Source organism: Streptomyces stoeckheimensis (assembly GCF_045822005.1).
Classification (GTDB): Bacteria; Actinomycetota; Actinomycetes; order Streptomycetales; family Streptomycetaceae; genus Streptomyces; species Streptomyces stoeckheimensis.
In genome coordinates, this window is sequence record NZ_CP169550.1 from 4,686,645 (window position 1) to 4,707,799 (window position 21,155).

Below are 21,155 nucleotides of genomic sequence, written 5' to 3' on the forward strand. Positions count from 1 at the left end.
GGATGCCTCCATGGTCACCCCGGCCGATCCCGGCACGGCCCGGACCAGCGTCTGGCTGGCCGTACGGCCGGCCGCACCCGCCCGGCGGCGCACCGAAGGCCCCGACGGACTCGACCGGGAGCGGATCACGACCGCGGCCGTACGGCTGCTGGACGCCGAGGGGCTGGCCCGGTTCTCCATGAGGCGGCTCGCCGCCGCGCTCGGGGTCACCGCGATGTCCCTGTACTGGTACGTCGACACCAAGCACGATCTGCTCGAACTCGCCCTGGACAGCGCCCTGGGCGAGCTCGGCGAACAGCAGGAGCCGGCCGGGCCGCCCGCGGAGGGCTGGCCCGGCCGGCTCCGTTCGCTGGCCCGGGGCTACCGGAGGCTGCTCGTGGACCACCCGTGGGTGGCTCCGCTCACCGCCGCGTATCCGAACATCGGCCCGCACGCACGGGCCTTCGACTCCGCCCTGCACCGGCTGCTGGACGCCACGGGCCTGCCGGACGCCACTCGCGCCGGGGCCCGGCTGGCCGTCTCCCAGTTCCTGCACGGCTGTGCGGGCACGGTCCGGCGGCCGCCCGACGGGGAGTTCTGCCTCGCGCTCGACGTCCTGATCGCCGGGATCCAGGCCCACACCGCGCCCGAGGCGGGCGCCGCGGCCGCCGCGCCCGCAGCCCCGTAGAGGGTCCGGCTACTCCGCCGAGGCGGCCGTCGGCTCGTGGCCCGCAGGCTTCGACTTCAGGGCGACCTCCTTGATGAACACCACCAGCACCAGCGCGAGCAGCGCGGTGGGGGCGGCGTAGAGGAAGACGTCGCCGACGCCGTGCCCGTACGCGGACTCGACGACCGTGCGGAAGGGCTCGGGCAGCTTGGCGAGGTCGGGGATCGCGCCCCCGCCGGTTCCGCCGTGGCCCAGGGCCGCCGCCTTCGGGCCGAGTGCGGCGAGGCCGTCCTGGACGTAGTGGGTGACCCGGTTGGCCATGACCGCGCCGAGCGCGGAGACGCCCATCGCGCCGCCGAGCGAGCGGAAGAAGGTGACGACCGAGCTGGCGGCGCCGAGGTCCTCGGCGGCCACTTGGTTCTGGGAGGCGAGGACCAGGTTCTGCATCATCATGCCGAGGCCGAGGCCGGTCAGCGCCATGAAGATCGCGATGTGCCAGTACGGGGTGTCGTACCGCAGGGTGCCCAGCAGGCCGAGTCCGGCCGTCAGGAGCACACCGCCGGAGACGAGCCAGGCCTTCCACTTGCCGGTCTTGGTGATCACCTGACCGGAAACGGTGGAGGAGACGAAGAGTCCGCCGATCATCGGAATCGTGAGGATTCCGGACATCGTCGGGGACTCGCCGCGGGCCAACTGGAAGAACTGGCTGAAAAACACGGTGCCCGAGAACATCGCGATGCCGACGAACAGCGAGGCCGCCGAGGCGAGGCTGATGGTCTTGTTGCGGAAGAGGCGCAGCGGAATGATCGGGTCGCTCGCCCTGGACTCGACGAGGACGAAGAGCAGGCCGAGGGCGAGCGCGCCGCCGGTCATCGCCCAGGTCTGCCAGGAGATCCAGTCGTACGAGCTGCCGGCCTGGGTCACCCAGATCAGCAGGAGCGAGACGGCGCCGCTGATCAGGAAGGCGCCGAGCCAGTCGACCTTGACGTCGCGGCGGACGACGGGCAGGTGCAGGGTGCGCTGGAGCACGATCAGGGCGATGACGGCGAAGGGGATGCCGACGTAGAAGCACCAGCGCCAGCCGAGCCAGCTCGTGTCGGTGATGACCCCGCCGAGCAGCGGGCCGCCGACGGTGGCGACGGCGAAGACCGCGCCGAGGTAGCCGCTGTACCGGCCGCGCTCGCGCGGGGAGATCATCGCGGCCATCACGATCTGCGCGAGGGCGGAGAGCCCGCCGACGCCGATGCCCTGGACCACGCGGCAGGCGATGAGCATGCCGGTGTTCTGGGACATGCCCGCGACCATCGAGCCGAGGACGTAGATCACCAGGGATATCTGGACCAGCAGCTTCTTGCTGAAGAGGTCGGACAGCTTGCCCCACAGCGGGGTCGCCGCCGTCATCGAGAGCAGGGCGGCCGTGACCACCCAGGTGTACGAGGACTGGGTGCCGCCGAGGTCGCCGATGATCTGGGGCAGGGCGTTGGAGACGATCGTGGAGGACAGGATCGCCACGAACATGCCGAGCATCAGCCCGGAGAGCGCCTTCATGATCTGCGGGTGGGTCATGGGCGCGCTGTCGGACGTGGTCTCCGGCCGGCCGCCTCCCCGCACACCGGTGGGTGTGGTCGTAGCCATGTGTTTCCTTCGGTCTAGCTGTCTGGAAGCGTGAAGCCCGAGCGGAGTCGGGCCAGCAGGATGTTGAGGTGGTCGACGTCCGCGTCGGACCAGTCGGCCAGGGCCTTCTCCAGCGCCGTGGTGTGGCGGGTGCCGAGCTCGGCGAGGAGGGCGCGGCCGGCCGGGGTCAGGCGCAGGATCCGGCAGCGGGCATCGCCGGGGTCGGTGTCGCGGGTGATCCAGCCGCGGTCGGCGGTGTGCGCCACGTGCCGGCTGGTCACGGAGATGTCGATGGCCAGGTACTCGGACAGGCGGCCGAGCCGCATCTCGCCGTGCCGGTCGAGCACGGTGAGCACGGCCGCCGAACCGGGCGGGCACTCGGGGGGCAGGAGGCGGGCGAGGTCGCGCTTGACGGCGCCGATGCCGGTGAGCTGACGGGCCAGTTCGGCGTAACGGGTGGCCGGCGTGGGTGCTACGGGTGTCACGGCTGCCGCGGCTGTGGCTGCTGCTGCGGTCACCGGGACCCCCCTCCGAATGTCGTTGCTTCGGGCAACCATAGAAGCAGATGGTTGTTACAGGCAAATGAATCGGAGGGCTGGGCGGTAAAGGAATCGGAAAACCGGCTAGGGTCCTGCGCATGGCTGCGAATCACGACTCGAACCACAACTCACAGGCTCCCGAGGGTGACTACGACCCCGCGGGCAGCACCCAGATGTTCCGGGCGTTCGTCGACGAGCCGGTACCGGCCCCCGCCGTCCCGGGTTCGCGCATGCAGAACCGTGCCGCGCGCAAGTCGGGAACGGGCGCCGGTCTGTGGATCGGGGTCGGCCTCGCCGCTCTGGTCCTGATCGCCGTGGTGGCCTGGCTGGCGCTCTGAGGTCCGCCCGCCTGCTCAGTTCCAGGCGGCCGTGACCTTCTGGGTCTCCACGCGCATGCCCAGGGGGACGCGCCAGGATTCGACGCAGATCCGGTAGGTCTGCGTCCTCGTCGTGCCGCCCGCGATCGGCGCGGGCAGCGGCTGGGTCGAGTGGATGGTGGCCCAGTCGACGCCCAGCGCGCCGATGATGTGCGTCGCGAAGCCGACCGTGCCCGAACGGGCGGCGGTCCCGCCGGTGTTGGTGAACGCCACCGTGACCTGCTCGCACCAGCGCTCCGCCGTCGCGGTACGGATCGGCGCGCCGATGCTCAGCTTCGCCGGCGTGGCCGGGGGCGGCGCCGGGGTGGACGGCCCCGGCTTCGGGGGCGGGCTCGACGGGGTCCCGGGCTTGCCCGGGGCGGTGGGAGGCGTCGTGCCGGGCGGGGTGCCGGGCGGGTTCCCGGAGCCGCCGGGAGTGGTGGGCGCGCCTCCGCCCGGGGCGAAGCCGCCGGGGGGCTGGGGCGACCCCGGGGCGCCGGGCGGCGTACCGCCGGGAGTACCGCCAGGGGCGTTGCCCGGGATTTCCGCCGAGGTGCTGCCCGATGTGCCGCCGGGGGACGCGGAGGATCCCGGGGAAGCCTGCGGGAGCGCCTGGAACTCGACCCGGTCCTTGGGTGCGACGTTCTCCCCGGCGCCCCGCTCCGGGCCAGGAGCGGCCGCGCCCAGGGCCACGTAGCCCTCGCGCGCCGGGCCGCCGCAACCGGTCAGAGCGGCGGCGGCAGCCGTGGCGCCGAGGACGAGGGCGGCGGCCTGCCGGGATACCTTTCGCATCCCGGCAGTTTTCCTGACGTGCCGTCAATTGTGAAGCGGGTGCGGCGGATTCCCCGAGCGCACCCGCGAGGGGCTACTCGCCGATCAGGCCGACGCGGAGCTGCGCGAGCGTGCGCGTGAGCAGCCGGGAGACGTGCATCTGGGAGATGCCGACCTCCTCGCCGATCTGCGACTGGGTCATGTTCGCGAAGAACCGCAGCATGATGATCTGCCGCTCCCGGGGCGGGAGCTTGGCCAGCAGGGGCTTGAGCGACTCGCGGTACTCGACGCCCTCCAGCGCGGTGTCCTCGTACCCGAGCCGGTCCGCGAGCGAGCCCTCGCCGCCCTCGTCCTCGGGGGAGGGCGAGTCGAGCGAGGAGGCGGTGTACGCGTTGCCGACGGCGAGGCCGTCGACGACGTCCTCCTCCGAGACCCCGAGCACGGCCGCGAGCTCCGGCACGGTCGGCGAGCGGTCGAGCTTCTGAGCGAGCTCGTCGCTGGCCTTGGTGAGGGCGAGGCGCAGCTCCTGGAGCCGGCGCGGGACGCGCACGGACCAGGACGTGTCCCGGAAGAACCGTTTGATCTCGCCGACGACCGTCGGCATGGCGAAGGTCGGGAACTCCACGCCGCGTTCGCAGTCGAACCGGTCGATGGCCTTGATCAGCCCGATCGTGCCGACCTGGACGATGTCCTCCATGGGCTCGTTGCGGCTCCGGAAGCGGGCCGCGGCGTAGCGCACGAGGGGGAGGTTCAGCTCGATCAGGGTGTCGCGTACGTACGTCCGCTCGGGACTGTCCGCGTCGAGGCCGGCGAGCCGCTTGAAGAGGGAGCGGGAGAGGGTGCGGGTGTCGATCCGGGTGTCGATGGCTTCCGAGCGGTGGGACACTGCCGGCACTTCACGCTGCTTGACGAGCGTGAGCACCTGTGAGCTGCCCTGGTCTACGGACATGCCACCCCCTTGAGGTCGCGGACGGTTCGCGCTTCATCTGCGCGCCCGTCGGAGGAACGCAGCCTCCACCTGAATACCGGAGGCGGGGCTGCGGCAAACGCGGTTCCAGCAGAATGTCACATGTCGGCAACACGCTGTAGCGCCATGTCGACAAGTATCTCCAGCGACAGAACGCGATAGGCCTGCTCTAGGGCGGGAATCTGCCGCTCTGTCAGGAAACGCGGAGAATGATCTCCACTCGATCCGGTTAGGCCTCGATCCTGTTTGCGGATCTCAGCCGGGCGAAGCTCCGGGCGAGGAGGCGGGAGACGTGCATCTGGGAGACGCCGAGCTCGGCGCTGATCTGCGACTGGGTCAGATTGTTGTAGTACCGCAGGAGGAGGATCCGCTGCTCGCGCTCGGGCAGTTGTACGAGGAGGTGGCGGACCAGGTCGCGGTGTTCCACGCCGGCCAGCTCGGGGTCCTCGTAGCCGAGGCGGTCGAGCAGGCCGGGGAGCCCGTCGCCCTCCTGGGCGGCCTCCAGGGAGGTCGCGTGGTAGCTGCGGCCGGCCTCGATGCAGGAGAGCACCTCGTCCTCGCTGATGCGCAGCCGCTCGGCGATCTCGGGGGTGGTCGGGGTGCGGCCGTGCAGGGTGGTGAGGTCCTCCGTTGCGGCGTTCACCTGGACCCACAGCTCGTGGAGGCGGCGAGGGACGTGGACGGTGCGGACGTTGTCGCGGAAGTACCGCTTGATCTCGCCCACGACGGTCGGCATCGCGAAGGTCGGGAACTGCACCCCGCGCTCGGGGTCGAACCGGTCGATCGCGTTGATCAGCCCGATCGTGCCGACCTGGATCACGTCCTCCATCGGCTCGTTGCGGCTGCGGAAGCGGGCCGCCGCGTACCGGACGAGCGGGATGTTGGCCTCGATGAGCGCCCCGCGGACCCGGGAGTGCTCGCTGGTGCCCGGCTGCAGGTCCTTCAGCTGCCCGAACAGGACCTGGGTGAGGGCCCGGGTGTCGGCGCCCCGGCTCTGCGGCCTGGGGGCGACGGGGGGCTCCTCGGGGGCCTCCTGCTGGGGCGGTACGTGGGACTCGGGCGGCTGGGGCCCCGGCTGGGGCCCGGGCAGAGGCCCGGGCAGAGGCCCGGGCTGGGACCCTTGCTGCTGCGGGTCCTGCTGGGGCGGCACCTCGGGCGCAGTACTGGCCGGCACGGTCACGCCACCCCTTCACTTCACGTCATCAACTCATCCGTCAAAAGCGGTCATAGCATCACAAGACATGTGCACTGTGTGCAAGCACCGTATAACGCCGTGTTGAGGGCAAGTTGGGCATAACAGGGCATCTTGCCCCGTGTGTGGGAACGCAAAAAGCCCCCCACCCGTCGGAGTGGGGGGCCGGGAAGTCCGGAAACCGCTTCAGCGTACGGGTTCAGCGCACCAGTTCGGTCATGAACTCGCCGATCGCCGTTGCGGCATCCGAGATTCCTTGGAAGCCTATTTGCACCATATCGGCGGCTTTTACGGGCTGAGTGATGATGACGAAGAGGACGAAGATGGTGAGGGCGCCCGAGATCAGCTTCTTGGTTTCCACGTGCGCTGTCGGCCTCCCCAACCGGTCCTGCAAGGTCGGCAGAGTCTAGCCGGTCGTGTTCGAACACTCACCTGGCCTTTAAGGACCAATGGCCCCGTGGCACAGGCCCTTTGCCGGTGTGCCGACGGCCTCGGAAGGCGCAGGATTGAACACGAGCCCACCGGTTCTGGCAGGAAATCGGTGAGCGAGGGACAGGACCTCACTGCGGGGTCCGAGCCGCAAGCTTCCCCCCTGACTGCGGCTTGGACTGGCAGGTTCCGTCCTCATCGGGGGAAGTGGCTTGTCCCCCCGATGCCACTTCCCCCGTCCCAACCGTTGAAGGTCCCGACTCAGGTCGGGGCCTTCTTCGCGTTGTCCTGCGAACGGTGCTGCCGAAGGGGGCCTACTCCAGGCCGCCGGCCAGGTCGGCGATCGGCTGTACCGGGGCGATCACGGGCGCGAGGTGGTTCGGGAGCTCCATCAGCTGGTTGAGCTGGTTCAGGCCGCCGCTGACCTGTCCGCCGATCTCCTGCACCGAGGACGGGCTCGCCCCCTCCGGCATGCCCTGCGGCGCCGGCAGGTCCGGGAGGGTGAGCGGGGAGATCGGTGCGGCGGAGGCGGCGGGCGCCGCGAGGCCCGCGGCGGCCCCCGCGAGGGCGATGGCGGCGAGGATGCGCTGGGTCTTGGTCATGCCGTGACAACGGCCGAGGGCGCGGGCGGTCACGCGGATGTCCCTCGGACGCCGGACGCCGGACGCCGGACGCAGTGCGCGCGGCGCGCGGCGCCCGGCGTACGGTGCCCGCTGCCGTGGCGCGCGGAAACGACGAGAGCCCCGACCCTTGCGGGGCGGGGCTCTCGATCAGAGCGGTAGCGGTGGGATTTGAACCCACGGATAGCTTGCACCATCACACGCTTTCGAGGCGTGCTCCTTCGGCCGCTCGGACACGCTACCGAGAGAGAGCTTAGCCCAAGGAAGCCCGTGCTCTGAAATCCATAGGGGGCGGGACGCCCACCGCGCCCCTCAGAGGTCGCGGAAGAAGTCGGTGAGCTGCTGCGCGCACTCCCCCGCGAGCACGCCCGCGATCACCTCGGGCCGGTGGTTGAGCCGGCGGTCCCGTACGAGGTCCCACAGCGACCCGGCGGCGCCCGCCTTCTCGTCGGACGCCCCGTAGACCACCCGGGCCACCCGTGACTGCACGAGGGCGCCCGCACACATCACGCACGGCTCCAGGGTCACCACGAGGGTGCACCCGGGGAGCCGCCATTCCCCGAGGGCGGTGGCGGCCCGGCGCAGCGCCAGTACCTCGGCGTGTGCCGTCGGGTCTCCGGTCGCCTCCCGCTCGTTGTGCCCGGTGGACAGGAGCTTCCCGTCCGGGCCGAGCACCACGGCGCCGACCGGCACGTCGCCGGCCGGCACCGCCCGGGCGGCCTCCCGGAGCGCCAGGCGCATGGAGTCCTGCCACGGGTCCCGTACGGGATCGGGCGTGTACGGGGTGGGCCGCGGGGTGTGGTGGTGCGCGGGAATCACTAGCGGACGGCCTCCAGGACCTCGGTGGCGCCGAGCGATTCGGCGATCTCCGAGAGCGCGTCCCCGTCCAGGGTCATCAGTTGTTTGTGGCTGACCCCGAGGTCGTCGAGCAGCCTGGGGTCGCCGAGCGGCCCGGCGGGTGCCGGTTCGGATCCGGCACGTACGTCGTGGCTGTCGTCCGCGTCATCGTCCTCCTCGTCTCTGTCGGCGGAAGCGCCGTCCGGGTAGGAGGCGATGACCTCGTCCTCGCCGTCCTCGGTTCCGTCGAGGTCCAGCTCGTCGAGTTCGTCGTCCTCTTCGTCCTTGCCGAGCAGCTCGTCGGTCAGCATCGAGCCGTAGGAGCTGCGGGAGGCGGCGGAGGCGTTGGACACGTAGTAGCGCGGGTCCTCTTCGCCGTCCACCCGGACGACCCCGAACCAGGTGTCCTCCTGTTCGATGAGGGCTACCACCGTGTCGTCGTCGACAGAGGCGGAGCGGGCGAGATCGATCAGATCACTCAGAGACTCGACATCGTCGAGTTCCATGTCGCTCGCTTCCCACCCGTCTTCGGTGCGCGCGAGCAGTGCGGCGAAATACACCGTGACTCTCCCACTGGTCATAGGCGTGCCGGTTGGAGTTCCCCCCGGCCGGAGGTGGGTGGGGGTGGAACGGTCGTCGTGCTCACCGTTTCGTACCCCGCCCAGTCGGCATCGTGGCAGAAACGGAGCCATTGCGAGAGGTCTTCCGCGCCGTGGCGCTGGCCGCGCGTGTTGTACGGGGCCTCGTGCCGGGGGCGGGACGGCAGCCGGGCGGGGCCTCGGCAGGGCTTGGGCGCGGGCCTCGGCAGGGCCTGGACGGGCGCCGCGGCAGGGCCTTGGCAGGCGCCTCGGCAGGGCCGGGGCGGGCGCCTCGGCAGGGGCCCCGGAGGGGCTCACCAGCGGAAGGTGCGCATGCGCATCTGCTGGCGCATGCGGGCGGCGCGGGCGCGTCTGGGCTGCACCCGGTCGCGCAGTTCCCGGGCCTCGTGCAAGTCACGGAGGAACTGCGCGCGCCGCGCCCTGCGCTGTGCCGTCGTCTCCAGTGGCTCGTGATCTTCATCGGGCATGGGTCACCGCCCCTGGCTGGTCCGGTCCGTCCCCCCGAACCCCCACCTTCCCTCGGACCGGCCGTTTGATGCCACCTTCTGCCACGACTCGAGAGGAATTCAGTCGGATTCCGACAATCCCGGCTACGCGGACTCCCCCGCCGACTCCGCTGACCCCACCGACTCCGACAACGTCGGGACGATCGCCACCGGCCCGTGCGCGTGCTGCAGCACGGCATTCGCGACCGAGCCGATCATCAGGGACCGGATGTGCCGGCGCGGGTGGTGCCGGCCCACGACGACCAGCGCCGCCGACTTCGAGGTGTCGACCAGCCGCCCGGCCGCGTCCCCGGGCACCGCGGCCTGCTCGACGGGCACCGTCGGGTACTTCGCCCGGAACGGTGCGAGCCGCTCCGTCTGGGAGCGGAGCATCTCCCGCTCGGCCGGCACCGCGTTCTCGTCCTCCCCCACCAGCGCCTCCGGCGGGATCACCGCGAACGGGCTGTCGATCACCATCGTCGGCGACGGCGGGATGCTGTACGCCGAGACCACCTGGAGGGTGGTGTCCCGCGCGGCGGCCTCCGTGAACGCGAAGTCCAGGACGTTGTCGGGCGTCTCCGCGGCGTGCAGTCCCACCACCACGCGCCCGGCCGAGGCCCGGGCGGCCTCGTCGGCCCCCTCCGCTCCGCGCGCCTCGTGCGCGACGACGACCACCGGGCAGGCGGCGCTGGTGGCCACGGCGCGGCTGTTCGAACCGAGCAGCAGCGCGGCGAAGCCGCCGCGGCCCCGGGATCCCATCACCAGCATCCGGGCGCCCTCCCCGATGTCCCGCAGGGCCTCCGGGACGGAGCCCTCCAGGGACTCGTAGCGGACTTCGGAGGGGAGCGGGCCCCTCTCGGCCAGGTGGGCCCGTATCCGCACGCTGACGGGGTCCTCGGCCTCTTCGGGCTCGGTGCGGTCGTAGAGGGAGGAGCGGCGTGCCGCGTACAGCTGGACGCTGTCGGACAGCACGTGGGCGACGACGAGCCCGCTGCCGTGGCGTACTGCCGCAGCCCTTGCCCACTCCAGGGCCTTGAGGCTGTGTTCGGATCCGTCTACGGCGGCGATCACCATTGCGTCGGTCTCGTGGGTCATCCGTCCAGCGTGCTGGGGGTCCGGGCGGGTCGCATCTCCAGGGGTTTCCGGGCGTGGCCCCCGCTTCGGGCGCGAAGGGGTGGGCGCAGCGCGTAGCCTTTTGGGTGTGGGTCGCTCAGTTGCGGCCGTTTTCGCAGGTGGCGGCGGTGCAGGTCGCAGCTTTCGCTGCGACAGCCGAGTTTTGGAGGATGTTGTGCGTTTGCAGGTCGTGGATCACCCGTTGGTGGCGCACAAACTCACCACCCTGCGCGACAAGCGCACCGACTCCCCCACCTTCCGGCGCCTCGCCGACGAGCTGGTGACCCTGCTCGCGTACGAGGCCACCCGGGACGTGCGCACCGAACAGGCCGACATCGTCACCCCGGTCGGTCCGACCACCGGCGTGAAGCTCTCCTACCCGCGGCCGCTGGTCGTACCGATCCTGCGCGCCGGTCTCGGCATGCTCGACGGCATGGTGCGGCTGCTCCCGACGGCCGAGGTCGGCTTCCTCGGCATGGTCCGCAACGAGGAGACCCTGGAGGCCTCCACGTACGCGACGCGCATGCCGGAGGACCTCTCGGGCCGCCAGGTCTACGTGGTGGACCCGATGCTCGCCACCGGCGGCACGCTGGTCGCGGCGATCAAGGAACTCATCAAGCGCGGTGCGGACGACGTGACCGCGGTGGTGCTGCTGGCCGCGCCCGAGGGCGTCGAGATCATGGAGCGCGAGCTCGCGGGCACGCCGGTGACGGTGGTGACGGCCGCGGTGGACGAGCGGCTCAACGAGCACGGCTACATCGTGCCGGGCCTGGGCGACGCGGGCGACCGCATGTACGGCTCGGCGGAGTAACACCGACCCGGCGCGGATCGGCGCAGAGGTCCCGAAGCCCGGCCCCCCTTGGGGAGGCCGGGCTTTCTCGTGTGGTCGGCGTCAGCCGGTCAGCACTTCTTGGCGGGCGCGGGCTGGGGGTTGGCCAGGGCGGCCAGGGCCTTGTCCGCGTCGGCCTTGGGCGTGAGTTCCTTGAAGGCGTCGCCCAGGATCAGGTCGATGTCCGCGGTCTCGCGGGCGTCGGTCTGCTGGGTGGCGCCGGCGAGGTTGGTGCCGAGGACGGAGAAGGCGGCCTTGTCCGTCTGCGGCGAGCCGACCAGTATCCCGGCGCCCGGGACCTTCTTGTCGAAGTCGGCGGGGGCGTTGCCGACCTTGCCGATGGCGAAGCCGCGGTTCTTGAGCTCATCGCCCACGGCCTTGGCGAGGCCGGCGCGCGGGGTCGCGTTGTAGACGTTGACCGTGATCCCGCCGGGCGGCGGGAGGACGACCTGCGGCGCCGCGGAGGCCGGCGCGGCGGAGGCCGCGGAGCCTGCCTTGGGGGCGGGGGTCGCGCAGTCCTTGGCCGCGGCGGCGGTCTTGCGTTTGTCCGCGTCACCGCCGAACACATCGATGAGCTGCACGGCCCCGTAAGCGATCAGGGCGAGCCCGATGATCGATCCGAGCACCACGAGGACGATCCGGCGGCGGCGTCGAGGGCGGGTCATGCGGGGGTAAGCCGCTCCCGTGACCTTGTACTTTCCGCCCATGCCAGGGGGAGTGAGCATGCTCATGTGCGCAGCGTAATGCCGACCGCTGCCGATGCCCACTGAATCATCTGTTCATAGGGCAAGCCTGACCCGAAAGGCGCAACCGGGATCTATCAGACAGCCGGAAGGCGCCTGGAAGGGGCTCGTCAGCCCAGTTCGAGGACGCGCGCGTGCAGGACCTGGCGCTGCTGGAGCGCGGCGCGCACGGCGCGGTGCAGACCGTCCTCGAGGTACAGGTCGCCCTGCCACTTCACGACGTGGGCGAAGAGGTCCCCGTAGAAGGTCGAATCCTCGGCGAGCAGCGTTTCGAGGTCGAGCTGGCCCTTGGTGGTCACAAGCTGGTCGAGCCGGACCGGGCGCGGGGCGACATCCGCCCACTGCCGGGTGGTTTCCCTGCCGTGGTCGGGGTACGGCCGCCTATTTCCGATGCGCTTGAAGATCACACGGAAAGCCTACCGGTCAAGGGCCCAGGGGCGCAGCCTTGCAATGACGGTGCAAAGGTGGCACATAGTGCTATTTCGGGAGTGATATATGAGCCAGAGCACCGACTCCGCGGCCCCTGCCGCGTCCCCTGCCGGCCAGATCGCCGCGGGGTACGCCTTCACCGGACCCGCGCTCGATCTGGGGGCCCTGCTCTGGGACGGGGCCTGCCTGCCGGAGCACCAGATCCGCATCCCGCTGTCGATGCTCAACCGGCACGGACTGGTCGCGGGCGCCACCGGAACAGGCAAGACCAAGACGCTGCAGCTCATCGCCGAGCAGCTGTCGGCCAACGGCGTCCCGGTCTTCCTCGCGGACATCAAGGGCGACGTCTCGGGGATCTCGGCGCCCGGCGCGACCAACGACAAGATCGAGGAACGGGCCAAGGACGTGGCCCAGGAATGGGAGGGCGCCGGATTCCCGAGCGAGTTCTACTCGCTCGGCGGGATCGGCCCCGGAATCCCGCTCCGGTCCACCGTGACGAGCTTCGGCCCGGTCCTGATGTCCAAGGTGCTCCAGCTCAACCAGACGCAGGAGCAGTCGCTGGGGCTGATCTTCCACTACGCCGATACCAAGGGCCTGGAGCTGATCGACCTCAAGGACCTGCGGGCGGTCGTCGCCTTCCTCGTGTCGGACAAGGGAAAGCCCGAGCTCAAGGGCATCGGCGGACTCTCCACGGTGACCGCCGGGGTGATTCTGCGGGCGCTCACCGCCTTCGAACAGCAGGGGGCCGCGGAATTCTTCGGCGAGCCCGAATTCGACACCAGCGAATTCCTCCGGACGGCGGCGGACGGGCGCGGACTGGTCTCCGTCCTGGAGCTCCCGGCGGTCCAGGACAAACCGCAGCTCTTCTCCACCTTCCTCATGTGGCTGCTGGCGGATCTGTACACCGACCTTCCGGAAGTCGGCGATCTGGAGAAGCCCAAACTGGTCTTCTTCTTCGACGAGGCGCACCTGTTGTTCAACGGGGCCTCGAAAGCCTTCCTCGAAGCCATCACGCAGACGGTCCGGCTGATCCGCTCCAAGGGCATCGGCGTCTTCTTCGTCACCCAGACCCCCAAGGACGTGCCGGCCGACGTGCTGGCGCAGCTCGGCAACCGGGTGCAGCACGCACTGCGCGCCTTCACCCCGGACGACGCGAAGGCGCTGAAGGCGACGGTGAAGACCTTCCCGAACTCCGCCTACGACCTGGAGGAGCTGCTGACCCAGCTGGGGACGGGCGAGGCGGTGATCACGGTGCTCAGCGAGAACGGCGCGCCGACCCCGGTGGCGGCCACCCGGTTGCGGGCCCCGCAGTCGCTGATGGGGCCGATCGACGCGGCCGCGCTGGACCAGGCGGTGAAGTCCTCGCTGCTCTACTCGCGGTACGCGGAGCCCGTCGACCGGGAATCGGCGTACGAGAAGATCACCGCCGAGCAGGCGGCGGCAGAGGCGGAAGCCGAGGCGGCGGCCGCCGCGGCGGAGGCGGAGAAGCAGGCGAAGGCGGCCGCGAAGGCCGCGCCGAAGCCCGACCCCTCGCTGGCGGAACAGGTGGTGGGCAGCGGGCTCTTCCGCTCCCTGGCCAGGTCGATCGGTACGCAGCTGGGCCGCGAGATCTCCCGGTCCATCTTCGGCACGGCCAGGCGGCGCCGCTGACACCGCGCACGGGAATCCGTACCGGCGGCCCCGTCCGGCCTGCGAGACTCGAAGCATGCGGACCGAACTCACCGATACGACCTCCAGCAAGGTCAACCGGGCCCTGCTCGACGCGCGACGGGCCGTCGGGAGCCCCACGATGGGGCTCGTGCTCAACCTCCTCGTCGCCACGGACGAGGAGAACGCCTACGACGCCGTCCGCGCGGCCTCCGAGGCCTCGCGCGAGCACCCCTGCCGGATCATCGCGGTGATCAAGCGCACCGCGCGCGGCTCGCACCGGCTGCGCCAGAACCGGCTCGACGCCGAGCTGCGGGTCGGGACCGACGCCGGATCCGGGGAGATCGTGCTGCTCCGGCTGCACGGGACGCTCACCGAGCACGCGGGCTCCGTCGTGCTCCCGCTGCTGGTGCCGGACGCGCCCGTGGTGGCCTGGTGGCCGGCCGACGCCCCGGACGCGCCCGCCCGGGATCCGCTCGGCGCCCTCGCACAGCGCCGGATCACCGATGCCGAGGCGGCCGTCGACCCGGTCGCCGCGCTCGACGCCCGGGCCGGCGCCTACGAGCCCGGGGACACCGATCTGGCCTGGACCCGGCTCACCCCGTGGCGCTCGCTGCTGGCCGCCGCCCTGGACCAGAAGCCGCTCCCGGTGACGGGCGCGGCGGTGGAGAGCGAGCCCGGCAACGCGAGCTCCGAGCTGCTGGCCCGCTGGCTGGAGGACCGGCTCGGCGTGCCCGTGGAGCGGGTGGCGACCGGGGGCCCGGTCATCACCCGGGTCCGGCTGACGACCTCGGCCGGGGAGATCCGCGTGGACCGCCCGGACGGGGTCCTGGCCACCCTGCTCCTGCCGGGCAGCCCGGACCGCAAGGTGGCGCTGAAGATCCGCAGCAGCGCCGAGCTGATAGCGGAGGAACTGCGACGGCTCGACGCCGACGAGATCTACGCCTCGGCGCTGCGCTTCAGGCGGCCGGCCCAGGCGTCGCTCTCCGCGTAGTGGTTGTCGTAGACGGGCTGGCTGTCGATGATGTCCTGCACCGTGGCCTCGCCGGCCCGGACCCGGCCGAGCAGCCGGTAGTAGTCGAAGCGGCCCATGCCGGGGGTGAAGCCGACGAAGACCTCGGCGGTGCTGTCGGCGGCCGGGGCGAAGGCGTGCTTCACGCCGGGGGGCACGGCGAGGAAGTCGCCCTTGGTCAGGGTGTGTATCTCGTCGCCGAGCAGGACGTCGAGCGTGCCGTCCGTGACGTGGAAGAACTCGGTCGCCTTGGTGTGGAAGTGCACCGGGGCACCCGCCGCGCCGACCTCGAAGGTTGCCGTGTTGCAGGTGAGCTCGGCGGTGTCCGTGAGCAGCGTGATCAGGCTGCCGGGGCCGTCGGAGATGATCTCGGCAGTGGCGGCGCGGGTCAGGTTCTCAGTCATGATCACGAGCTTAGGGGCAGGGTCTGACAACGGGCGCGATACCCGCCCGAACCGTCAATTCCATTTACTGGAACCGCTGGTGGCCGCTTTCTCCGCCTTCGCGGCGGCCTTCGCCTCCTGCTTGTGCGCCCGTACCTTGGCCAGCGATTCAGGCCCGGTGATGTCGGCCGCGGACCGGTAGACGTTCGCCGGCCCGTACCCGCCGGCGGCCTCGCGCCAGCCGCGCGGCCGCACCCCGAACCGCTTGCCGAGCAGCGCCAGGAAGATCTGCGCCTTCTGCTCCCCGAATCCGGGCAGCGCCCGCAGCCGCGCCAGCAGCTCGGCGCCGGTCTCCGCGTCGGCCCACACCGCCGCCGCGTCCCCTCCGTAGTGCTCCACCAGGTACGCGCACAGCTGCTGCACCCGCTTCGCCATCGACCCCGGGTAGCGGTGCACGGCCGGCTTCTCGGAGAGCAGCGCGGCGAAGGCCTCCGGGTCGTAGGCGGCGATCGCGTGCGCGTCCAGGTCGTCGGAGCCGAGGCGCCGGGCGATCGTGTAGGGCCCCGAGAACGCCCATTCCATGGGTACCTGCTGGTCCAGCAGCATCCCGACCAGCGCGGCGAGCGGGCTGCGCCCGAGCAGCTCGTCGGCCTCCGGCTGCTGGGCGAGCCGGATGGTGACGCTCTTGTTCTTCTCGTCCATGCACCCAGGGTCCCGCGCGGCGGTGCTCCCCGCGCGATTGTCGGACCCCGCGCCTAGCGTGAGTACGGAAGACGGGTCACGTCGTACACGACACAGGAGTCGATCGATCATGACTGAGTTCACGGAAGGCGCGCCCTGCTGGGTGGACGCGATGTTCTCCGATCTGGAGGGCGCGAAGACCTTCTACGCCGATGTGCTCGGCTGGACCTTCGGAGAGTCCAGCAGCGAGTACGGGAACTACACGCAGGCCTACTCCGACGGCAAGGCCGTCGCGGCCGTGGTGCCGCCCATGCCGGGGGCGGAGGGCCATTCGCAATGGTGTCTCTACCTCGCCTCGCCCGACGCCGCGGCCACGGCCACGAAGATCAAGGCGGCCGGCGGCGAGCTCCTGATGGAGCCGATGCAGGTCGGCTCCTTCGGCACGATGGCCATCGCGAAGGAGCCGAGCGGCGCCGTCTTCGGGGTCTGGCAGCCGGGCGACCACAAGGGCTTCGAGAAGATGGGCGAGGCGGGCGCGTACTGCTGGGCCGAGTTCTTCTCGCGCGACGTGGCCAAGGCGGACGCGTTCCTCCCGCAGGTCTTCCCGTACGGGGCCCAGCAGATGGACGCCGGCGACGACCCCGAGATGGCCGGGATGGACTTCAAGGTCTTCAGCCTGGGAGGCCCGGAGAACCCGGTGCTGGGCCGGATGAACATGGGCACCGACTTCCCGCCGGAGATCCCCTCGTACGTCCAGGTGTACTTCGCCGTCCCGGACTGCGACGAGGCGGTCGCGAAGACCCAGGCGCACGGCGGCAAGCTGCACTTCGGCCCGATGGACAGCCCCTTCGGCCGCTTCGCGGCGGTGACGGACCCGCAGGGCGCGGCCTTCGCCGTGATCGACGTGGCGAAGACGGTCGGCGAGATGCCGAAGTTCGCCTGACCGACCGGCTGACGGGCTGCCCTACGCGGCGAAGCCGAGGGCGAAGGCGGCGACGACCGGGGCCATGTAGATCACCGGGAAGGGGACGTGGGCGTACGCCCGGGCCCGGAGCACGGTGATCACGGCGCCGGTGTAGTAGAGGACGAGGCCGATGCCGGCGGCGATGCCGACGGCCGGGACGAGGAAGCCGGCCAGCAAGCCCAGCGCTCCGGCGGCCTTGGCCGCGCCGAGCGGGGTCCACCAGGCCCGGGGGACCTCGTACTGCTCCATGGCCTCCACCACCCAGGGGGCGCGGCGCAGGAGCGAGTAGCCCGAGAAGCCCGACATGGCGGCGGCGAGGACGGCGACGACGGTGGCGGCGATCTGCATGAGGGGCTCCTCGGTAGGCGGTGGGGACGGTGTTCTTCCGTCCTCACCGCACTGACCCGCGCCACCGCACGGGTGTGACAGGAACCCCGGAGATTTTTTCATCGGCGCACGGGCCAGCCGCTCGGGTGGTTCCGGGTGGCGGATGCGAAGGGTCGAAAGCCAGCCGGGGCAAAGCCGCCTAGCGTCGATCTTGTGCGGCCCCCCGGGCCGTACGCGCCGCATTGTCTACCCAAGAGGTCGAACCACTCATGAGCCTGAGCATCCGCAACCAGATCGCCGGCACCGTCACCTCCCTCACCTCGGGCGAGGCCATGACGACGGTCAAGGTCCGTTTGGAAGGTGGCCAGGACATCACCGCCGCGATCACCACCGACGCCGTCAAGGACCTCGGCCTCGCCGCGGGTTCCTCCGTCAAGGCGCTGGTCAAGGCCACCGAGGTCGCCCTGGCCACCGGAGCCGTCGACGGCATCTCCATCCGCAACCAGATCGCCGGCACCGTGGTCGACGTCGCCGCCGGCGGCGCCATGGCGTCCGTCAAGGTGGACGTGAACGGCGGCGGGCTGACCGCCGCCATCACCAAGGACGCCGTCGAGGCGCTCGGCCTGGCCGCCGGATCCTCCGTCGTCGCGCTGATCAAGTCGACCGAGATCTCCCTCGCGACGGTCTGAAGGGCCTGAGCGTCCGAGGGCCCTGCCCTACAGGCCCAGGTTCGGCGGCGACAGCGCGCCGAACCACACGTGCGTGACGGCGCTGACGTAGCGCCGGTCACGGCGAGCAGGAACCGCGAACGGTCCTTGCGGTGGCGGGCGTCGAAGGCCGGGCCGGCGTCCGAGATGACCTCCCGGAGCAACGGGCCCTCGAACACGTGGTGCCTTTCCCGGCGGCGCGCCCTGTGGAACCTCATCTGCAAGGTTAGTGCCTTGATATGAGCCGCAAGTGTGCACGACCTCGTCGCATCTGCCTGGCAGATGGTGAGATCTCGGGATCGCCGGATCGAATGACCGCGCCGGAACGTGCGGGTCCCCGTACAACCATCGCGCGGGCCGGGCCGTCCTAGCGGTGACGGTCGAACGATCTGACGGGGGATGGATGAACAAGAGCATCAGCGCTGTGCTCCGCACGCGTGCCACGGTCCTGCTGACGGCAGGTGGCGTCACCCTCCTCGGCCTACCGGCCGTCGCCGCTGCCGAGAGCCCGGCCAAGCTCTACGTGAACAACCGCCAGGACGCGCACTGCACCGACACGGGAGCCGGTACGCCGGCCGCCCCGTTCTGCACGATCCAGGCGGCGGTGAAGGCCGTCGCGCCGGGTCAGACCGTACTGATCAACCCGGAGACGAACTACGACGAGCCCGTCACCATCGACCGCTCCGGCGAGCCGGGCAAGCCGATCACCTTCGCCGTGGACGCGACGGGCGCCGCCCGGGCGCTCCTGCGCTCCGACGAGGGCCTGACCATCAACGGCGCCTCCCACGTGGTGGTCCGGGGGATGGTCCTCTTCGGCGGCATGAAGATCAATCGTTCCAGCGACGTGGTGGTGGAGCAGTCGGAGATCCACGGCTCCACCAAGGGTTTGCGGGTGGGCGACGGCAGTACGGACGTGCGCATCAGCCGGAGCAGGGTCACCAGCCCCCGGATCGAAGGCGGCAGCCGCGGCACCGTCCTCAGCCGCAACCTGATCGTCGGCGGAACGGACGAGCCGGCCGTCGTCGCGGACGCACCCGGTACGGCGTTCACCAACAACCACTTCAGCGGCGGTTGTGAAACGAGCCTCTCGGTCAGCGGCAGCTCGACCGGCTCGTCCGTGCTCAACAACGTGTTCCTCACCGCGGAGCCCGACTCCTCCGCGTGCGCGGCGGACAAGACCCGTACCCCCCTCGTGGTAGCGCAGAGCGCGACGTCCGGCACCCGGGCCGACTACAACCTGCTCGCGGGCAGCCCCAAGATCGCGACGGTCCCGTACACCTGGGCCGGTACGGCCTACAAGGACGCGGCGGCGTTCGCGGCCGCCACGGGCCAGGGCGGCCACGACATCATCACCCCGAACCGCGACCGCGTCGGCGTGATGGACGGCTCCCTCACCATCGACTCCGGCGACCCGACGGCGCCGGGCGCCCTCCTGACCGGCGACATGGACGGGAACCCGGTCGCGGACGATCCGCGCGTCCCCAACACCGGCAAGAACGGCGGGTACGTCGACCGCGGCGCCTACGAGACCGCCGAGCACCTGACCGACGCCTTCCTGTCGATCGACCAGGCATGGGCGCCGACCGGTACGAAGGTGACGGCGCGCCCCGGCTCGGACAGCCGCTGGCCCAGCGGGCTGACCTACACCACTGACTTCGGCGACGGGACGCCCCCGGTCGTCACCCGCCCGGGAGACGCCACCGACGGAGCCGCGACACACGTCTACAGCTCGCCCTGTTCGTGCGCCGTCACCGTGATCGTGGCCAATGCCCTGGGGACGAAGCTCTCCGCGTCGTGGCCGGTCAAGGTGACCCCGGCCGGTCCGCTGAACACCGTCTTCACCGCGCAGCCCGTCGTGCCGGTTCCCGACGACGAGATGTGGCCCGTCGCCCCGCTGACCTTCGAGCTCGACACGAAGGCCACCGCGGCGCCGTGGCCGATCCAGAACGTCGATGTCGACTACGGCGACAACACCTCCGACTCCTTCCAGGCGCTGGATACGTTCAGGCACACCTACAAGACGCCCGGCGACTACAAGGTGACCGTCACCATCCTCGACATCAAGGGCGGCACGTCCACGTCCACCCGCACCGTGAAGGCCCGCTACGCGCCCTCCGGCTACGTGGCCACCGAGCCGTTCCGCCTCATGGACACCCGCACCACGAGCAGCGCCGTCTCGGGTCCGGTGACCGTGACCCTGCCGGTCGGCCGTGCCGTGCCGGGCCACCCCCTCTCGAGCAGCATGGCCGCGGCGGTCGTCAACGTGACGGTGACCGGAGCCACGGAGGACACCCACCTGACCGTGTGGCCCCAGGGCCAGGCCCGTCCGGCGACCTCGAACGTCAACGTCCTCGCCGGCGGCACCTCCTCCAACACGGTGACCGTCCCGGTCGGTTCGAACGGCAAGCTCTACGCCCAGCTCAACTCGGGCCGGGCCTCGCTGATCGTCGACTTCGTCGGCTACTACCAGCCGGAGACGGGCCAGCGCTTCAGCCCGCTGGCCCCGACCCGGGTCCTGGACACCCGCACGACGGGTGTCCCCCTGTCCGGCGCCAAGACCCGCACGGTGAAGGTCGCGGGCGTGAACGGCGTCCCGGCGGACGCCACGGCGGTCGCCCTGAACCTGACCGGTACGGGTGCCAAGGAGCAGGCGCACGTCATCGCCTACCCGGACCCGGCGAAGCGTCCGGCGACGTCGAACCTGAACGTGGAGCCGGGCAAGGACAAGTCCAACCAGGCCATCGTCCCGGTCGGCCCGAACGGCACGATCACCCTCTTCACCAACACCGGCTCGACGCACGTGATCCTGGACGCCGTGGGCTACTACGGCAAGGACGGCAAGGCCCTGTTCACCCCGGTCGCCCCCAAGCGCCTCGCCGACACCCGCACCACCGGCAAGATCGCCCCGGGCGCCACGACCACGGTCTCAGGCCTCCCGGCCCACGCCGTGGGCGCGGTCCTCAACATCACCGCCACCGACACCACCGGCCCGGGCTTCCTGACCGCGTACGCCTCCGGCGGCACGCTGCCGGGGGCCAGCAGCCTGAACGCGCTTCCCGGCCGCACGGTCCCGAACCACGTGACGACCCCCGTCGCGAACGGCAAGGTCAGCATCTTCAACAGCTACGGCGGCCCCAACCACGTGATCACCGACCTCCTCGGCTACTTCACCGCGAACTGAGACCGAAATACCGAGACTTCTCACCCCCTCGTACAACCATGCGAGGGGGTGAGCTGTCTCCTGGGTGAACGCCGAGCGGATCTC

The 21,155-nt window shown here is 70.9% G+C and carries 24 protein-coding genes and 1 tRNA gene; 8 read left to right on the forward strand and 17 right to left on the reverse strand.

The window, feature by feature from the left end:
• The first annotated feature begins 10 nt into the window (after nucleotides 1-10).
• Nucleotides 11-667, forward strand: a complete 657-nt coding sequence (locus ACE1OC_RS21255) for a TetR/AcrR family transcriptional regulator (RefSeq protein ID WP_407838326.1) — start codon at nucleotides 11-13, stop codon at nucleotides 665-667.
• A gap of 9 nt (nucleotides 668-676) precedes the next feature.
• On the opposite strand, the gene ACE1OC_RS21260 is transcribed toward ACE1OC_RS21255, so the two are convergent.
• Together ACE1OC_RS21260 and ACE1OC_RS21265 are read right to left on the reverse strand one after the other, a co-directional pair.
• Nucleotides 677-2,281, reverse strand: a complete 1,605-nt coding sequence (locus tag ACE1OC_RS21260; RefSeq protein WP_407838327.1) for an MDR family MFS transporter — start codon at nucleotides 2,279-2,281, stop codon at nucleotides 677-679.
• A 14-nt stretch (nucleotides 2,282-2,295) separates the two neighbouring features.
• Complete coding sequence (locus ACE1OC_RS21265) at nucleotides 2,296-2,745, reverse strand: MarR family winged helix-turn-helix transcriptional regulator (protein ID WP_407841632.1); 450 nt, start codon at nucleotides 2,743-2,745, stop codon at nucleotides 2,296-2,298.
• Nucleotides 2,746-2,897: 152 nt separating this feature from the next.
• Between ACE1OC_RS21265 and ACE1OC_RS21270 the strand changes: the two genes are divergently transcribed.
• Entirely contained in the window at nucleotides 2,898-3,137 is a 240-nt protein-coding gene (locus tag ACE1OC_RS21270) for a hypothetical protein (RefSeq protein WP_407838328.1), read from the forward strand.
• A gap of 15 nt (nucleotides 3,138-3,152) precedes the next feature.
• On the opposite strand, the gene ACE1OC_RS21275 is transcribed toward ACE1OC_RS21270, so the two are convergent.
• The 10 genes from ACE1OC_RS21275 to ACE1OC_RS21320 all read right to left on the reverse strand — a co-directional run bounded on the left by ACE1OC_RS21275 (nucleotide 3,153) and on the right by ACE1OC_RS21320 (nucleotide 10,150).
• On the reverse strand, nucleotides 3,153-3,947 hold the full coding sequence (locus ACE1OC_RS21275; protein ID WP_407838329.1) for a hypothetical protein: 795 nt from the start codon (nucleotides 3,945-3,947) through the stop codon (nucleotides 3,153-3,155).
• Nucleotides 3,948-4,020: 73 nt separating this feature from the next.
• The gene (locus ACE1OC_RS21280; RefSeq protein WP_243341827.1) at nucleotides 4,021-4,875 is read right to left on the reverse strand and encodes an RNA polymerase sigma factor SigF; all 855 of its coding nucleotides are present in this window, start codon (nucleotides 4,873-4,875) and stop codon (nucleotides 4,021-4,023) included.
• Between the two features lie 247 nt (nucleotides 4,876-5,122).
• Entirely contained in the window at nucleotides 5,123-6,073 is a 951-nt protein-coding gene (locus ACE1OC_RS21285) for an RNA polymerase sigma factor SigF (protein ID WP_407838330.1), read from the reverse strand.
• 211 nt (nucleotides 6,074-6,284) lie between these two features.
• A complete protein-coding gene (locus ACE1OC_RS21290; RefSeq protein WP_250738523.1) occupies nucleotides 6,285-6,446 on the reverse strand; it encodes a hypothetical protein in 162 nt (53 codons plus the stop codon).
• 382 nt (nucleotides 6,447-6,828) lie between these two features.
• Entirely contained in the window at nucleotides 6,829-7,149 is a 321-nt protein-coding gene (locus ACE1OC_RS21295) for a hypothetical protein (protein WP_382977392.1), read from the reverse strand.
• A gap of 141 nt (nucleotides 7,150-7,290) precedes the next feature.
• Nucleotides 7,291-7,377 (reverse strand) — tRNA-Ser (locus ACE1OC_RS21300).
• Between the two features lie 69 nt (nucleotides 7,378-7,446).
• Entirely contained in the window at nucleotides 7,447-7,875 is a 429-nt protein-coding gene (tadA, locus tag ACE1OC_RS21305) for a tRNA adenosine(34) deaminase TadA (RefSeq protein ID WP_407841633.1), read from the reverse strand.
• Between the two features lie 77 nt (nucleotides 7,876-7,952).
• Nucleotides 7,953-8,531, reverse strand: a complete 579-nt coding sequence (locus ACE1OC_RS21310; RefSeq protein WP_407838331.1) for a hypothetical protein — start codon at nucleotides 8,529-8,531, stop codon at nucleotides 7,953-7,955.
• A 332-nt stretch (nucleotides 8,532-8,863) separates the two neighbouring features.
• A complete protein-coding gene (locus tag ACE1OC_RS21315) occupies nucleotides 8,864-9,037 on the reverse strand; it encodes a hypothetical protein (RefSeq protein ID WP_250738520.1) in 174 nt (57 codons plus the stop codon).
• A gap of 123 nt (nucleotides 9,038-9,160) precedes the next feature.
• Nucleotides 9,161-10,150, reverse strand: a complete 990-nt coding sequence (locus ACE1OC_RS21320; protein ID WP_407838332.1) for a universal stress protein — start codon at nucleotides 10,148-10,150, stop codon at nucleotides 9,161-9,163.
• Nucleotides 10,151-10,343: 193 nt separating this feature from the next.
• Between ACE1OC_RS21320 and upp the strand changes: the two genes are divergently transcribed.
• Entirely contained in the window at nucleotides 10,344-10,979 is a 636-nt protein-coding gene (gene upp, locus ACE1OC_RS21325; RefSeq protein ID WP_250738518.1) for a uracil phosphoribosyltransferase, read from the forward strand.
• Between the two features lie 89 nt (nucleotides 10,980-11,068).
• On the opposite strand, the gene ACE1OC_RS21330 is transcribed toward upp, so the two are convergent.
• Nucleotides 11,069-11,728 carry a LytR C-terminal domain-containing protein gene (locus ACE1OC_RS21330; RefSeq protein WP_407838333.1) on the reverse strand — a complete coding sequence of 220 codons (660 nt, stop codon included), beginning with the start codon at nucleotides 11,726-11,728 and terminating at the stop codon, nucleotides 11,069-11,071.
• 122 nt (nucleotides 11,729-11,850) lie between these two features.
• Nucleotides 11,851-12,147, reverse strand: a complete 297-nt coding sequence (locus ACE1OC_RS21335; RefSeq protein WP_112446725.1) for a type II toxin-antitoxin system VapB family antitoxin — start codon at nucleotides 12,145-12,147, stop codon at nucleotides 11,851-11,853.
• Between the two features lie 88 nt (nucleotides 12,148-12,235).
• Between ACE1OC_RS21335 and ACE1OC_RS21340 the strand changes: the two genes are divergently transcribed.
• Both ACE1OC_RS21340 and opcA read left to right on the forward strand, forming a co-directional pair.
• Nucleotides 12,236-13,819, forward strand: a complete 1,584-nt coding sequence (locus ACE1OC_RS21340) for a helicase HerA-like domain-containing protein (protein ID WP_407838334.1) — start codon at nucleotides 12,236-12,238, stop codon at nucleotides 13,817-13,819.
• Between the two features lie 55 nt (nucleotides 13,820-13,874).
• Nucleotides 13,875-14,810, forward strand: coding sequence for a glucose-6-phosphate dehydrogenase assembly protein OpcA (opcA, locus tag ACE1OC_RS21345; RefSeq protein WP_407838335.1), 936 nt, complete (start codon nucleotides 13,875-13,877; stop codon nucleotides 14,808-14,810).
• Here the strand turns inward: opcA and ACE1OC_RS21350 are convergent.
• Complete coding sequence (locus ACE1OC_RS21350; protein ID WP_327305856.1) at nucleotides 14,756-15,232, reverse strand: cupin domain-containing protein; 477 nt, start codon at nucleotides 15,230-15,232, stop codon at nucleotides 14,756-14,758. The genes opcA and ACE1OC_RS21350 overlap by 55 nt on opposite strands.
• Before the next feature lie 54 nt (nucleotides 15,233-15,286).
• The gene (locus tag ACE1OC_RS21355; RefSeq protein WP_407838336.1) at nucleotides 15,287-15,913 is read right to left on the reverse strand and encodes an HhH-GPD-type base excision DNA repair protein; all 627 of its coding nucleotides are present in this window, start codon (nucleotides 15,911-15,913) and stop codon (nucleotides 15,287-15,289) included.
• A 109-nt stretch (nucleotides 15,914-16,022) separates the two neighbouring features.
• Here ACE1OC_RS21355 and ACE1OC_RS21360 point away from each other — a divergent pair, with 109 nt between their 5' ends.
• Nucleotides 16,023-16,835: a VOC family protein gene (locus tag ACE1OC_RS21360; RefSeq protein WP_407838338.1), complete on the forward strand. Its 813-nt coding sequence runs from the start codon at nucleotides 16,023-16,025 to the stop codon at nucleotides 16,833-16,835.
• Between the two features lie 21 nt (nucleotides 16,836-16,856).
• Here the strand turns inward: ACE1OC_RS21360 and ACE1OC_RS21365 are convergent, their stop codons facing one another.
• Entirely contained in the window at nucleotides 16,857-17,204 is a 348-nt protein-coding gene (locus ACE1OC_RS21365) for a DoxX family protein (RefSeq protein WP_407838339.1), read from the reverse strand.
• A 248-nt stretch (nucleotides 17,205-17,452) separates the two neighbouring features.
• Here ACE1OC_RS21365 and ACE1OC_RS21370 point away from each other — a divergent pair, with 248 nt between their 5' ends.
• Both ACE1OC_RS21370 and ACE1OC_RS21375 read left to right on the forward strand, forming a co-directional pair.
• Nucleotides 17,453-17,872 (forward strand): TOBE domain-containing protein, encoded by a 420-nt coding sequence (locus tag ACE1OC_RS21370; protein WP_407838340.1) that lies wholly within the window; start codon nucleotides 17,453-17,455, stop codon nucleotides 17,870-17,872.
• A gap of 421 nt (nucleotides 17,873-18,293) precedes the next feature.
• Nucleotides 18,294-21,071 carry a PKD domain-containing protein gene (locus ACE1OC_RS21375; RefSeq protein WP_407838341.1) on the forward strand — a complete coding sequence of 926 codons (2,778 nt, stop codon included), beginning with the start codon at nucleotides 18,294-18,296 and terminating at the stop codon, nucleotides 21,069-21,071.
• The last annotated feature ends 84 nt before the right edge of the window (nucleotides 21,072-21,155 follow it).